The organism is Nocardia shimofusensis NBRC 100134 (assembly GCF_001613125.1).
Classification (GTDB): Bacteria; Actinomycetota; Actinomycetes; order Mycobacteriales; family Mycobacteriaceae; genus Nocardia; species Nocardia shimofusensis.
The window spans coordinates 148,772-163,036 of sequence record NZ_BDBT01000007.1; the positions used below are offsets into that span (position 1 = coordinate 148,772).

12 protein-coding genes and 2 pseudogenes are annotated in these 14,265 nt (G+C 67.3%); 5 read left to right on the plus strand and 9 right to left on the minus strand.

Annotation, left to right across the window (positions count from 1 at the left end):
- Positions 1-133: 133 nt before the first annotated feature.
- Complete coding sequence (locus NS3_RS10155; RefSeq protein WP_067857260.1) at positions 134-1,078, minus strand: AraC family transcriptional regulator; 945 nt, start codon at positions 1,076-1,078, stop codon at positions 134-136.
- Positions 1,079-1,301: 223 nt separating this feature from the next.
- On the opposite strand from NS3_RS10155, the pseudogene NS3_RS28395 reads away from it, so the two are divergent.
- A pseudogene (locus NS3_RS28395) lies at positions 1,302-1,403 on the plus strand (ubiquitin family protein); the annotation flags it as partial.
- Positions 1,404-1,554: 151 nt separating this feature from the next.
- Here NS3_RS28395 and NS3_RS10160 read toward each other — a convergent pair.
- Both NS3_RS10160 and NS3_RS10165 read right to left on the minus strand, forming a co-directional pair.
- A complete protein-coding gene (locus NS3_RS10160) occupies positions 1,555-2,361 on the minus strand; it encodes a methyltransferase domain-containing protein (RefSeq protein WP_245649550.1) in 807 nt (268 codons plus the stop codon).
- A 90-nt stretch (positions 2,362-2,451) separates the two neighbouring features.
- Positions 2,452-4,602 (minus strand): heavy metal translocating P-type ATPase, encoded by a 2,151-nt coding sequence (locus tag NS3_RS10165; RefSeq protein ID WP_084495282.1) that lies wholly within the window; start codon positions 4,600-4,602, stop codon positions 2,452-2,454.
- A 317-nt stretch (positions 4,603-4,919) separates the two neighbouring features.
- Here NS3_RS10165 and NS3_RS10170 point away from each other — a divergent pair, with 317 nt between their 5' ends.
- Both NS3_RS10170 and NS3_RS10175 read left to right on the plus strand, forming a co-directional pair.
- A complete protein-coding gene (locus tag NS3_RS10170) occupies positions 4,920-5,312 on the plus strand; it encodes a DUF7144 family membrane protein (RefSeq protein ID WP_067857265.1) in 393 nt (130 codons plus the stop codon).
- Positions 5,313-5,441: 129 nt separating this feature from the next.
- On the plus strand, positions 5,442-5,846 hold the full coding sequence (locus NS3_RS10175; RefSeq protein ID WP_067857268.1) for a DUF7144 family membrane protein: 405 nt from the start codon (positions 5,442-5,444) through the stop codon (positions 5,844-5,846).
- Between the two features lie 10 nt (positions 5,847-5,856).
- Here the strand turns inward: NS3_RS10175 and NS3_RS10180 are convergent, their stop codons facing one another.
- From NS3_RS10180 to NS3_RS10195, 4 genes are all read right to left on the minus strand, one after another.
- Positions 5,857-7,257 (minus strand): MFS transporter, encoded by a 1,401-nt coding sequence (locus tag NS3_RS10180; protein ID WP_067857271.1) that lies wholly within the window; start codon positions 7,255-7,257, stop codon positions 5,857-5,859.
- Between the two features lie 9 nt (positions 7,258-7,266).
- On the minus strand, positions 7,267-9,108 hold the full coding sequence (locus tag NS3_RS10185; protein WP_067857275.1) for a glycoside hydrolase family 15 protein: 1,842 nt from the start codon (positions 9,106-9,108) through the stop codon (positions 7,267-7,269).
- 133 nt (positions 9,109-9,241) lie between these two features.
- On the minus strand, positions 9,242-10,969 hold the full coding sequence (locus NS3_RS10190; protein WP_373865289.1) for an alpha/beta hydrolase: 1,728 nt from the start codon (positions 10,967-10,969) through the stop codon (positions 9,242-9,244).
- Positions 10,970-11,081: 112 nt separating this feature from the next.
- The gene (locus tag NS3_RS10195; protein WP_067857281.1) at positions 11,082-11,522 is read right to left on the minus strand and encodes an LIC_13387 family protein; all 441 of its coding nucleotides are present in this window, start codon (positions 11,520-11,522) and stop codon (positions 11,082-11,084) included.
- Between the two features lie 64 nt (positions 11,523-11,586).
- On the opposite strand from NS3_RS10195, the gene NS3_RS10200 reads away from it, so the two are divergent.
- The gene (locus NS3_RS10200) at positions 11,587-12,159 is read left to right on the plus strand and encodes a TetR/AcrR family transcriptional regulator (protein WP_084495283.1); all 573 of its coding nucleotides are present in this window, start codon (positions 11,587-11,589) and stop codon (positions 12,157-12,159) included.
- Between the two features lie 253 nt (positions 12,160-12,412).
- Here the strand turns inward: NS3_RS10200 and NS3_RS30660 are convergent.
- A pseudogene (locus NS3_RS30660) lies at positions 12,413-12,580 on the minus strand (cold-shock protein); the annotation flags it as partial.
- 489 nt (positions 12,581-13,069) lie between these two features.
- On the opposite strand from NS3_RS30660, the gene NS3_RS10210 reads away from it, so the two are divergent.
- The gene (locus NS3_RS10210; RefSeq protein ID WP_067857286.1) at positions 13,070-13,426 is read left to right on the plus strand and encodes a MerR family transcriptional regulator; all 357 of its coding nucleotides are present in this window, start codon (positions 13,070-13,072) and stop codon (positions 13,424-13,426) included.
- 36 nt (positions 13,427-13,462) lie between these two features.
- On the opposite strand, the gene NS3_RS10215 is transcribed toward NS3_RS10210, so the two are convergent.
- On the minus strand, positions 13,463-14,005 hold the full coding sequence (locus tag NS3_RS10215) for a lipocalin family protein (protein ID WP_084495340.1): 543 nt from the start codon (positions 14,003-14,005) through the stop codon (positions 13,463-13,465).
- Positions 14,006-14,265 lie beyond the last annotated feature (260 nt).

Consider the following 14,265-nt stretch of genomic DNA (forward strand, 5'->3'; position numbering starts at 1 on the left):
GATCACTTCTCCCAGCCTGGCAGCGACGAGCCGCACCCGTCAGTCCGATCAGAGACCGATTCGCCCGCGGACAGGACAGAAAACGAAGACTTCGACCACACCGCGCGTCTCCGCCGGCTTCCGGACGACAGGGTCAGTTACGCAGAGTCGAGCGCGGTGCCCGCCCGTAGCGATCGCGATAGGCGATGGCGAACCGGCCGGGATGGGCGAAACCCCATTCCAACGCGACCCCGGTGACCGTGGTCCCGTCGCCGTGGTCGGCGGCGGCCAGTTTCTCGTGGGCCGCCGCCAGACGCAGCCGGCGCAGGTATCCCAGCGGAGTGGTGTCGAGATGGCGCCGGAAGGCGAGTTGCAGTGCCCGGGGCGTGACGTACGCGGCGGCGGCGATGTCGGCCACGGAGATGTCGTCGCGCAGATGCGTCTCGATGTAGGCGACAGCACGTCGCACTGTGTCCGGGTGCGCGTCGTTGCGGTCTGTGGCTGTCGGCTCCAGCAGTGCCGTGGTCGGCATGGTGTCGAGGACTGTGACGGCGAGATAGTCCGCCGCGGCCGCCGCGGCCAGCTCACTGCCCGCGGTGGCGGGATCAGCGGCGAGATTGTGGATGTGGTCGATCACGTGAGCCAGGCGCCGACCGGCGGCGGGATCGACGGGACGATGCCCGGCGAATCGCAGTGGTGTCGCCTGGTCTGCGGCCGAAGCGACACGGTCGAGCAGGGCGGGATCGAACATGGTGATGCTGTAACTCGCCGAGCGGACGACTCCGGCGAAGGGCAGGTCAGGTGGTGTGAGCAACCCCACCGAGCCGGGCTCGAAAACCCCGGCGCCGGCGCCGTCGGCGTCCTCGATGGCGCCGGTTCGCACAGCGCACAGGCAGACCTTGTCCAGCGGCTCGGTGCTGTAGCGCATGTCGAAGCCGAGGTCGAGCCGATCCACGCTGATCGGGCCGAGTATGTCGCGTCGGATCTGCGCGCTGGACCGAGATGGACTGTCGTTGCGGATACGCGTGGGGCTGTATGCGCCGATGAGGAACTCCTCGGTCGCACCCAGATCATCGCTGTGGAAATCGAAATTCTGCATATCGAGCCATTCGTCCGACCAACGTCATTTCTCCTCGGGTACCACTCGCCGCAAACGTCAAGCCATCGAATGGTGGTCGTCACCCCGCACGGGAAACCGCTTGTGAACGACGCGGTCGTGAGCAGAAGCACTCCCACGGCCACGGCTGCGCCGGTTCGAGCCGCGTCCCGGTTACCTGTCATGAATCGGCAGTAGAATCCGCGACCGCGCCTGGATGTGAGCCGTCGTCGAGGCTGTCGGCATCCCACACACCGAGATCGACCTGCTGCTGGTGAACGGCGAGTCGGTCGACTTCGGGCACCGCCCGCATCCGGGTGACCGGCTCTGCTAAGCCGGCGCCCATCAACAGCGACTGGGCGAACTCGTGGAGCGGATCATGTCCGCGCTGCGGCAGGCAGGCCGACGGGAAGCGGCCACGACGTCGTCGGCCGGCTCGCTGTCCGCATCACCGCGACGCCCCTGACGCGCGGGGCGGGTCAGGGTTTGTGGGCGATCACGGCGAACATCGTCACCGAGAAGTGATAGTCGCCCGCCGCGATCCCGCCTTCGATGTCGGCGATCAGACGATCGCGCTGCTCGGCGGTGACGACCCCGTCCGCGAAACCGCTTTCGGCGATGTCCCGGCACATGGGAAGCACCGTGACCGGATCCCAGACGACGGCTTCGGAGCCGATGTCGTCGATCGCGAAGCCCGCCCCGGCCAGCAGGCCACGCAACCGCCGCCCGGAACGGGGATTCGGGATACCCGAGTCCATCCGTTCCCGCAGCGCCGCGAGAACCTGCGGTTCCCCCGGATGGAAGATCGCGGTCGACCAGTCGCTGTCGACCACGGCCACCCGTCCGCCCGGCCGCAGCACCCGGGCGATCTCGGCGGTGGCCCGCGCAGGGTCGTCGAGATGCTGATACACCCGTTCGCAGCGCAGGACATCGACGACCTCGGCCGGCAACGGCAGCGCGTAGGCCGATCCCTCGATGAACTCGGCCTGCGTCTCGCCCGCGCGATCCCTCGCCAGGGCGAGTAGCGACGGATTCGGATCGATGCCGATCGCCCGTCCGGCCTCCCCGACCAGCCGGGCCAGTTCCACGGCCTCGGTGCCGGTGCCGCAGCCGAGATCCACCGCCGTCTCCCCCGGCCGAACGGCCAGCGCGTCGCGGACCCAGCGACGCATCCGAACGACGCCCGGCAAAGCGGCCTGATCGTCGAGGAGCCGCACGATCGGTTCCTGTTCGGAATGGTGAACCTGGTCGATGTGGAAGGAAGGAACGCCATGGCGATCGCTCACTCTGTCAGTATGCGCGCTGCTGACAACGCTGTGCCGAAGCCCGCCAGGCCCCGGCCACAGCGCGGAGTCGTGCCGGAGCCGGGGCACTGCTCAATGGTGAGCGACAGGCGTCGGCACGATCTTGTCGGGACGGAGATCGAGTCGCCGGAGGAGCTGGGCGTTGACGGCGACGACGACCGTGGAGGCGGACATGAGCAGGGCGCCGATCTCCATGGGCAGGGTGATGTTCCAGTGGGCGAGAATGCCCGCGGCGAGGGGCACGGCGACGACGTTGTACCCGGCGGCCCAGATGAGGTTCTGGATCATCTTGCGATAGGTCGCGCGGGACAGGGCGATGATCGACACAACCGAACGCGGGTCGTTGCCTGCCAGTACGACGCCCGCGGAGGCGACGGCGACGTCGGTGCCCGCACCGATGGCGATGCCGACATCGGCGCGAGCCAGGGCGGGAGCGTCGTTGACGCCGTCGCCGACCATGGCCACGGTGCGACCGGCGTCTTGAAGTGACTTCACCTTCGCGCCCTTGTCCTGGGGCAGGACGCCGGCGAAGACCTCGTCGATGCCCAGACGTGCGGCGACCGTGCGGGCGACGGGCTCGGCATCGCCGGTGATCATGGCGACGTGGATACCGCGGGCGTGCAGGGCCTCGACGGCCTGGGCGGACTCGGGGCGGATCTCGTCGGCGAGTGCGATCGCGCCGACGATCCGGCCGTCGCGCAGAACATGCAGCACGGTGGAGCCCTGCTCGGCCCAGGCTTGGGTTTCGGGGAGGGCGGTGAGCCGGTGGTCGGCCAGCATGCCGGGGCCGCCGACCGAGACGGCGGCGCCGTCGACCCTGGCGGTGACGCCGATGCCGTTGCGGGCGGTGAAGTCGGTAGCGGCCGGGATGGGCAGACCACGCCCGGCTGCTGCGTCGACGATGGCGCGGCCGAGGGGGTGTTCGCTGTCGGACTCGGCAGCCGCGGCGAGGGCGATGACCTCATCCTCGGTGGCGTCGGCGACGACGGCGACATTCATGAGAGCGGGTTCGCCGCGGGTGAGGGTGCCGGTCTTGTCGAACAGGACCGCGTCCACGGTGCGCATGGCTTCCAGCGCACGCCGGTCGGTGATCAGGACGCCCGCCGTGGCGGCGCGTTCGGTGGCGATGGCGATCACCAGCGGGATGGCCAGGCCCAGCGCGTGCGGGCACGCGATGACCAGCACGGTGATCGTGCGGGTGACGGCGGACTCCGATTGACCGAGACTCAGCCAGACGACGGCGGTGACCACGGCGGTGATCGAGGCGAACCAGAACAGCCACGCGGCGGCGCGATCGGCCAGGACCTGGGCGCGGGAGGTGGAGGTCTGGGCTTCGGCGACCAGGCGCTGAATACCCGCCAGAGCGGTGGCGGCCCCGACAGCGGTGACGCGCACTCGCAGACCGGAATCGGTGCTGACCGTGCCCGCGACGACCCTGTCCCCCGGCCCGCGGCGCACCGGCGTCGACTCACCGGTGATCATGGACTCGTCGACGTCGGCGGCACCTGCCTCGACGGTGCCGTCGGCGGGAACGCGCCCACCGGGGCGGACCATGACGAGATCGCCCGCACGGAGCTCACTGAGAGCCACCGTGGTCACGGTCCGGTCCTCGTCGAGGCGTTCGGCTTCGTCGGGAAGCAAGGCCGCCAGCGATTCCAACGCACTGGACGCTGCACCGAGAGAACGCATCTCGATCCAATGCCCCAGCAGCATGATCACGATGAGCAGCGCCAGTTCCCACCAGAAGTCCAGATCGTGGGCCAGGATCCCGAGGGTGGCGCCCCAGGAGGCGGCGAAGGCCACGGTGATCGCCGACGCGATCAGCAGCATCATCCCGGGCTGCCGTGCGCGGATCTCGGCGCGGGCGCCCGAGAGGAAGGGGCGCCCGCCCCAGAAGTACATGACGGTCCCGCCCAGCGGAGAGACCCATGACAGGCCGCCCGGGACGCGGTAGCCGAGCAGATCGGCGAACATCATGCTCGTCGTGACCACTGGCACCGACAGGACCAGCATCACCCAGAACAGGCGCCGGAACGTCGCCACATCGTGCCCCGCGTGACTTCCGCTGCCGTCGTGAGCGGCGTGCGTCTCGTCGTACCCGGCATGGTCGATGTGATGCGCGCGCGTGGTGATCGCGGCAGGGGCGTCGCCGTGGTCGTGCGGGGAAGGGCCGTGATGGGCCTCGTCGTGGCTGTGCCCGCTGGGAGTATCGGCGTGGGACATACACGGAACATATACCCCCATGGGGTATATGTAAAGGGCTCCGTACTCCAGATTTCGTAGGCACAGATCGATACGCAGGGCGTAGATTCGAGAACGGTGACGCTTCGACGAGAGGTTCGTCATGGTTCGTGCGCCGTCTTCCGGCCCGGCGCCCGTTCGAGAATTGATTCGACGTGAGAATTGCCGGACCGCAGGTCTGATTTCACCTGAAGGAATGATGCGCCGGAGCCGTGGATCCGTTTCGGCCCGGCATCAGCCGAGGAGGTACCGCAGTGACGTACCGATCGCAACCCAGTCCGGCCCCGCCCGCGGAGCCCATGCAGAAACAGAGCATCGCCACCGGCATTTCTCTCGTCGCGGCGATCATGCTGATGGTCCTCGCCGCGCTCTCGATTCTCGAGGGCACCGTGGCCATCTCCGGGGACGAGATCTACGTCGCCGGCGTCGACTACATCTACGCCTTCGACACGACCACCTGGGGCTGGATCCATGTGGTTCTCGGCGTCATCGGGCTGGTCTGCGGCACAGGATTGTTGTTCGGCACCACCTGGGGCCGCTACGCCGCCATCGCCGTTGCCGCGCTGGTGATGGTCGCGAATTTCCTCTCGCTGCCCTATTACCCGGCGTGGTCACTGATGGTCATCGCGCTGAGCATCGTGGTCGTCTGGGCCGTGGCCACCTGGCAGCCGCGACACCCACGACTACAATAGCCGTGGTGAATTTCGCTGCACAGTCTTCGGTACGAGCCAGCTGATTCGGGGAATCCCCGTCAATTCGTGCATTCCGGTGGGCCCACGGACTCGAGGTCGGGCCACACCCCGGGAGAGAGGCTTCAGACCATGTCGGCAACTGATGACCGTTCGGTACAGCAGGCCGTAGCGGCCGGGACTTCGATCGGCGCCGCGGTGCTGTTGACGGCCGCCGGCTTTCTATCGGTCTTCCAAGGGATCTCCGCCATCGCCGAGGATGAGATCCTGGTGGCCGGTCCGAATTACATCTACGAATTCAATACGACGACATGGGGCTGGATCCACCTCGTGCTCGGCATACTCATCGTCGTGACGGCGCTCGCCCTGATGGGTGGCGCCATGTGGGCGCGGGTGGTGGCGGTGATGCTCGCCGCGCTGTCGCTGCTGGGCAACTTCCTGTGGCTGCCCTACTACCCGTGGTGGTCGATCGCGGTCATCGCCGTGGACGTGGTGGTGATCTGGGCGGTGACGACCTGGCATCCGGACCGGGTCTGAACCGGTTCGTTCAACGGCCTTTCCCCGCGGCGGACGCCGAGGCCGCGGGGATCGTGCCGGGCAGCATGGCCGCCGCGACGAGCCCCACGAATCCGAGGGCAGCGATCGTGATCATCGCCGCGGCGTAGGCCTGTCCGGTGAGGTTGGCGACGAGAATGGTACCGGCGAGCGCGGTTCCCAATGAGGACCCGAGGTTGGACACGCTACGGGACAGGCCGGAGATCTCGCCCTGCAGTTCCTCTCCGAAGCTCGATTGCACCACCGTGACCGAGGGGGTCAGCATCACCCCGAGACCGACGCCGATCAGGAACAAGCCGGGTGCGGCCGCCCACGGCTCGGCGGACCGGCCCGCGATGCCCAGCAACAGACCGACACCCGCGATGGTCACCACGAAGCCCGCCATGATGAGTGTGCGCGGTGCGCGGCGCCGGGCGAACCGCTCGGCCGACAACGACGTGATGAGTAGGCCCGCCGTGGCCGCGGTGAAGATCACCCCGGTCTGGATCGCGTTGTAGCCCCGTACGACCTGCAGGTAAGCCGCGACGACGAACGACGTTCCCATCAGCATCAGCCATTGGATGTTCTGGGTGACCAGACCGAGATTGGACGTGCGGTTGCGGAACAGACCGGTCGGCAGCAGGGGGTCGCGACCGGCGCGCTCTTTCGCGCGGATGGAGAGGAAGAACAGGGTCAGCACGAACGCTCCGAGCGTCAGCAACACCACCATCAGCACGAAGTTGTCGTCGGCGGCCAGGATGCCGGTGACCAGCATGACGAGTCCGAGCGCCGACAGCACGGCGCCGACGAGATCGAAGGATCGATCGGCATTCGGCGGCAGCGGGTCGATGATGCGGCGGCTGAGCAGGATGATGACGACGATGACCAACGCCTGGAAGCCGAATGCCGCCCGCCAGCTCGACCAGGAGGTGATCAGCCCGCCGATCAGCGGCCCGGCGGCCGCGCCGATGCCGCCCATGGCCATGATGGCGCCGAATGCCTTGGCGCGAGAGGTCATTTCGGTGAACAGCAGGGTGGTGAGGATGTAGACGGGCGGGATCAGCAGGGCGGTGCCGATACCCTCGAGAATGGAATTGCCCAGGATCAACCAGCCCAGGTTCGGTGCGAGTCCGCTGACCACGGCGCCGATGCCGTAGACGGCCAGCCCGAGAACGAAGCACCGCTTGCGACCATACCGATCGGTGAGCTTGCCGCAGGGAATCATCAACGCGGCCATCACGAGCAGGAACAGCGTGATCGCGACCTGCACGCCCTGCACCGTGGTGTCCAGGTCGGTACTGATGTCGGAGATCATCACGTTCATGCTCGAGCCGGCGAAGGAGCAGATGAACTGGGCTGCCGCGAGGGGGAGCAACACCCAGCGGGGGCGGGTGATCTCGGTCGTCGCCGCCATCCGCGCCGCCTAGCGGAGGTGGCCTGCCCGTTTTTCGGCGCGGTCGAGCTCCTCGTCCAACGCCATCGCCGCGGCCACCAGGGCCAGGTGGGTGAAAGCCTGCGGGAAGTTGCCCAGTTGCTCACCCGAGGGGCCGATCTCCTCGGCGAACAACCCGACATGGTTGGCGTAGGTGAGCATCTTGTCGAACGCGTATCGGGCCTGGTTCAGTCGTCCCGCTCGGGCCAGTGCCTCCACATAGAGGAAACTGCAGAGGTTGAATGTGCCCTCCGAGCCACGCAGACCGTCCGGTGACGCTTCCGGATCGTATCGATAGACCAGGCTGTCGCTGACCAGTTCCTCGTCCATCGCGTCGAGAGTGCTCAACCATGCCGGGTCGTTGGGCGCCAGAAACCCCATGCGAGGCATCAACAGCAGCGAGGCGTCCAGCACCTCGGTCGTGAAGTGCTGGACGAAGGCCTGACGCTTCGCGCTCCAGCCCCGCTCGATGATCTGCGTGAACACCTCGTCACGAGCCTTCCGCCACCGTGCGATGTCGGCTGGTCTGGAATGCTTGACGGCGAGAGAGATACCGCGATCGAACGCGACCCAGGTCATCAACCGGCTGTAGGTGAAATCCTGTCGGCCGCCGCGGGTTTCCCAAATGCCCTCGTCGGGGCGGTCCCAGTGCTCGGTGAGCCAGTCGAGCATCTTCGCGAAGGCCAGCCATCCGGTGATACCGCCGATATCGGACGCCTGAGCCAAGGCGTCGGCCACCTCGCCATAGATGTCGAGCTGGATCTGATCGGCGGCTGCGTTGCCGACCCGGACCGGGCCCGAGCGCCGATAACCCTCCAGATGGGTCAGAATCTCCTCGTCGAGGCGCGGTTCACCGTCGATGCGGTACATGATCTGCAACGACTCGCCGGAGAGGGTGCCGCCCGCGTCGACGCGGTCGTGCAACCACCGCCGGAACGCGCGCGCCTCCTCGGTGAAGCCCAGGTCGATCATGGCCCGTACCGACAGCGAGCCATCGCGGATCCAGGTGTACCGGTAGTCCCAGTTGCGTTCGCCGCCGACCTGCTCAGGCAACCCCATGGTGGCCGCGGCGATCGGCGCCCCGGTCGGAGCGTAGGTGAGCAGCTTCAGGGTGATCGCCGACCGGTTGACCATGTCCTGCCACCGCCCCCGGTAGGTGGACGAGCGCAACCACGACAGCCAGAACTGCCGACAGGCCTCGAACTCCGCGACCGCGTCGTCGGGCTCGGGCGGGGTGGGGGCGGGACCGTCGTGGTCCATGGTGGTCAGCACGATCATCGCGAGCTGCCCTTCGGACAGGGTGAACCGTGCGGAGACATCGTTGCTCTCGGCCTCCAGTCGCACCGGGCCTGCCACCTGCAGGTGCAGGTCGATGCCGGGCCCTTCGAACGTCGCCCACGCGGCATCGCGCATCGTGAGCGTGTGCGCGGCGCGCGCGTAGTCGAAGCGGGGACGGCAGGTCAGCGTGAACGGCAGAGTTCCCCGCACCACGCGCACGATCCGCACCAGCCGGTGTCTGTCGGTGGCATGGGGACTGTCGATCGGGTGCATGAAGTCGACGACTTCGCCGACACCTTCCTCGGCCATGAACCGGGTGACCAGGACCGCGGTGTCGGACAGGTAGAGCTGACGAATCATCATCCGCTCCCCCGGTGGATCGGCGCTGATCCGGCAGCTCCCGCCGCGTTCGCTGTCGAGCAGCGAGGCGAAGATGCTCGGCGAATCGAACCGTGGGGTGCACCACCAGTCGATCGTGCCCGTGGCGGACACCAGGGCCGCGGTCTGCAGATCGCCGATGACGCCGTGGTCCGCGATCGGCGGATATGCGTTCACAGGGATTCTCCTTCGGGGTTCAACGACCTGACCGGTTACCGCGTCACAATCCGAAAGGCTGCACTCCCAGTGTGCTCCACCCGGACGGGAAAAGGGAACAGCCTCGATCCCGCAACCACAGCCGTGTGTCGCCTCAGCCGTCGCCGCCGATTCCGGCGAGTACGCCACGCAGCCGGTCCTTGTCGGCCGGGGTCCAGCCCTCGGGAGGCAGGATGGCGCTCCATGCGTCCGCGATATCGGCGACGTAGGTGTGACCGTGGCCGTCGGGCACGCTCGTCGACACCGCCATATCGGCGGCGACCTGGAGAAACGTCACGAACGGATACCAGCGGGTGCTGTCGAGGACGTCGTAACCACGGGCTTCGCGCAGCCAATCCGGCTTGTTCAGAATCAGTTCCGGCGACCACCAGACGATCGGGTCCGAGGCATGTTGCAGGTACACCATCCGGGGACGCTCCCATGGTGCGTCGGGCCGCGACAGATCCTGCGGGGCCCGAGCTCCGAATCGCACGGTCGCACCGCGCTCGTAGATCGGCAGCCACTCCGGCGAACCCGGGTCCCGGTTCGTGGTGACGTCGGTCCATATCTTGTTGGCGTTCGGTGGTCCGGTGAACAGCACTCCGTCGCTACGGGTTTCGACGTTCTCGATGTCTCCGAAGGCGCTCTCGCCGCCGAACGACCCGAGGCTCTCCCCCATCACGACGAGCTTCGGGCGGGTCTCGGGCGGCAGGTTCTTCCATATGTCGTATACCGCGTCGAACTGCGCTTCACCGGCCTGCCGCGCCCGTTCCCGGTCCACCAGGAAGGACAGCCAGCTGGGCAGATAGGAATACTGGACCCCGACGATGGCGGTATCGCCGTTGTACATGAATTCCAGGGCAGAGGACAGACTTTCGTTGATCCATCCGGTTCCGGTGGTGGTGGCGATCGCGATCACGGCGCGGTCGAACCCGCCTGCGCGCTGGAGGTCCTGGACGGCCAGCCGGGCGTCCTCCTCGATCGTCTCGCCACCACTGGCCAGGCCCGCGTAGGCGCGGATCGGCTCGATGGCGGGCCGATCACCGTTGAACGCGGACAGTTCTGCCACGGAGGGACCACGGGCGACGAACGCACGCCCCTGCCTGCCCAACGAGTCCCAGCTGACCAACGAGCCCGGTCCGCCCGAGCGCAGCGGGCTGGCCGGAGGGTCGTCGCCCGCCTTGGTCTCTTGATTCACCGCGGCGAAGCTGTCGTTGAGCCCGGACATGATCACCCGCACCGCCGCGCCGTTGACGAACAGCACCAGCAATACCACCGCCAGGACACTGATCACTGAGGCGGAGATTCGTCGCGGCACCACACGGCTGACCTTGCCTTCGACCCACGCCGTCGTGCGAATGAGCACCCGGACCAATGCCACCAGCCCGACGAAGAACACTGCCGCCACCGCCACGGTGACGAGGTAACCCCATCCGGGAAACGGTGCGGCATCCATCAACACCCGCAGTCGGGACTGCCAGCTCCGGAACCACGCGAGCATCCCCAGAGTTCCGGCCAGGCCGATCGCCCAGACCGCCCGATGCATGATCGTTCGCGTTCGGGGCGAGATCTCCCGCCGGACGAGAACACGAATCCATTTCGCGAGCAGGACGCCGACGCCGTAGCCCATGGCGGCCGAGACTCCCGTCAGCACACCCTGGAAGAACGGGCCGCGCGGCAGCAGCGTCGGCGTCAACGACAGCCAGACGAACAGCAGCGCGGCCACTTGCCCGCCGAAGCCGTACGGGTGCGGTAGCCAGCGGCGATGTGACTCGCCCTGAGTGATTCGATCAGCTCCGCGAGCAGGCGCGCCCGTGGTCGGCATTGTCGACACAAAGGGCATCGTAGCCGTCGCCGTGCGCACGCTGGACGATTCTCGCAAACGAGCGGCAAACCGCGACACGCGCGCTCCATGAGGGCTTGGTCGGCTTCGGGCTTGTCGCAGGTGTCGTCGGCTACGGCGACGGCGACGCTTGCGGCGACGAATCGTTGAGCGTGACGACGCCGACCGCGAAGGCGACGCTCGCGATCGCGAAGAAGATGATCGGCGGCGGGGGCAGCAACGTGATCGACAGCGCGAGCAGGACCGATGACGCCGCGAAACCGACCATTGCGGCCGGACGGTTCTGGCCGGGCCGCGTCGCTGAGCGCTCGAGCATCAGAAGCATGACGCCCACCAACCCGATCGCGAGACCCATCGCGAGACTGAAGCCCATGTACAGGTCGTAATAGCTGGTTTGCGCCCCCATCAGCTCGAACGGATGGTCGCGCAACATGTCGTCGAACGCACTGTCGGCTTCCGGTGGCGAGAGCCGCAAGGCAATGTCGCCGACGGTGTGCCCGAGGCCCGTCGCGATCCAGCACCACGCGCCTACTCGGTAGAAGGGGATGCGCATTGAGGAAACCTCCGACTTTTCGACGCTACATCTGTAGTAGATGCTACATCTGTAGCATCGTCGTGTGAACGGAAGTGACTTGGATCGCAAGACAGTGCTTGCCGACGCGGCCATAGAGGTCATCGGCGGTGGTGGACTGCGCGGGCTCACCCATCGCGCGGTCGAGTCGCGCGCGGGCCTGCCGCCCGGGACGTGCAGCCACCATTTCCCGACCAGGCACGCGCTACTGGCCGCGGTTCTGCGCCGCATCGCCGAACTCGACCGCCTCGACATCGAGCGGTTCAGCGCCGGACAACTGTCGCCCGAGATGGATCCGGGTGTCCTCGTCGACAGCGCCACAACGACTTTGGCGCACTGGCTCGGACCGGCTCGCACGCGAAGTCGCGCGCGCCTGCTGCTCGAACTGGACCCGCCGAGCAGGCAGCTGACCGCGTCGACCGTCGACACCGTCGCCGCCGATTTCATCGCGATGACCTCGACCGTCACCGGCGACGATGAACGTGCCCGGCTCGTGGTCGCGCTCATCGACGGCATCGTCCTCGACGAACTCACCCGTGGCACGACACCGGTCGATCTCGATCGGCTGCGAACGAAAGTGGCGGCGGTGGTCGCGCTGACGCTACCCGCCGGCCCGTAACCGGGCGTGATCGATCGGGCGGCTACTCCGTCCGCGACCCGGTAGCGGCTCCCCGCGCGGGCTGTGCCCTATCCGATTCCGACCGACCGCGAGAGGTGTGTCCTCGAGTGGCGGTGCGCCCTTCACGGTGACGACGCCGCAACCAGGCATGGAGCCGCGGGGGCCGGCGTTCCGGCTGTGGAGGGACGGGCGTCGTCGACGTGGCGTCGGGATAGAGGAGCACTTGGACGGCTTCGGGCTTGTCGCCGGTGTCGTCGGCCACGGCGAAGACCACCGGCTGTCCGGCGACGAGGGTCTTGTACCCGGGAGCGGCGATGGCGGTGTAGCGGACGAATACCGATTCACCGCCGTCGTCGGGATCGACGAAGCCGAAGCCCTTTTCGGCGTTGAACCAGGCGACGTGTCCGTGCTGCCAGGTCAGCTGCCGGGCGCGATGGGGGTCGAGCCTGGTCGGGTCGGTGGGTGAGGTAGCTGCGGGTGAGGTGATTGTCGTCGTCATCATCGGTACTCGGTGATCCACTCTCGGTCGATACGGTGGGTGACGTCGGCAACGATTTCCGGAGGGCTGCGCTGTCTCGGGGCGCCCGGCTCGAGTTCGCGACCCCGGGGGCTCCCCGGTGCCGAGATCCGCGCAGCGCCGATGTGCGGTGACAGGGCCGAATCGGGCGGGCGGGGGATCCGTTGCTACCCCGCGGCGTCGGATCCCTGCTGCGTCGAACGGTCGAAGTCGCAGAACGGACCGGTTCGCATCGGCATGGTCGCCACCCCTCCTTGTTCCATTCTCTTCGTACTTCGCGCCAGCTAATCTATGCCAGCTGACATAGATTTTTTACCACCGGGGGGTGCGCTCGCGCAAGGATCGATCACAATTGACCCGCATCGAACACAGGAATGGAGCGAGGAGTACCTCATGCCCGTTCACCAGGACGACAACGTCGGCAACGAGGGCGTGGCGCCGCCCGCCGCGGGGCGACCGGTGTATGCGATCTCGGTGGCCGCCGAACTCACCGGGCTGGGAGTGCAGACCCTGCGCCTGTACGAGGCGCGCGGGCTCATCACCCCGGCACGGAGCGCGGGCGGAACCCGCTGTTACAGCGGTGCGGACCTGGCGCGGCTGAACCGCATCACCGCGCTGAACCAGCAGGGCATCAACCTGACCGCCATCGCGCGCATCCTGGAACTCGAGGACGCCAACGCGGACCTGACCGCTCGATGCGACCGGCTGCAAGCCCGCCTCGACGAGGTGGATACACCCCCGAGCCGGTGACCGAACCACGGGGCGGGCAGTGAACTCCCCCGCCGCCTACATCATGCAGAGCGGACGGATATCGGTCGCGCCGCCCGGGGTCGGCGAGGTCAGCAGGAAGCACGGGTTGTAGCCCCGCTCGGCAACCACCCTCTTGATCTCCTGCCACCGCGCCGCGTCGACGGCGGTCGAGCGGGACAGCACGAATCCGGAGAAGCGCACCGGATCGCCTACCAGCGCCCAGGAGTAGTCCTCGGCGAGGTAGGAGACGATGTAATTGGGCGGCCCGTCGAGGGAATTCTGGAACGGCACCTCGGGAAAGCTGACGCGCAACTGGGCATTGCTGACCGGATCGACGACCCGGGCATTGCCGACAATGCGATTCCGCCCCCCGTTCCAGGTGGTGCAACTGTTCTCGACACGGATATTGCTCGCATCGATCAACTGATAGTTGGCGGCGGTGTCGCGTGCACAGGCCAGGTTGTACGGCTGCGGCACCGCTGCGACCTGGTTCCAATCCCCCAGGTAACGCTGCACGTCCAGGGTCGGGATCGGGGCCAGCGGTTGCCACTGCGCGCCCGCGGGCGCGGCGGAGGCCATGGCGGTGACCGCGCCCGCGGCTACCGCGAGCGCGGCGATCCTGCGGCCGGTTGTCCATGACTTTCGTGCGTCTCTGCCGAACACTGAGCTCACTGTGGCTCCCTCGGTCGCGAATCGATAGTTTCCTTTACCGCGAAAATCTCCCTCCCGCCGATCGGCGGAGGCAGAAAGAGAACCTGACGGATACTACTCTCGATCGAGGCGGGATCGACACGTTCGCGCCATATCGAATCCTCGATGTTCGCTCACGACCGCGTGGG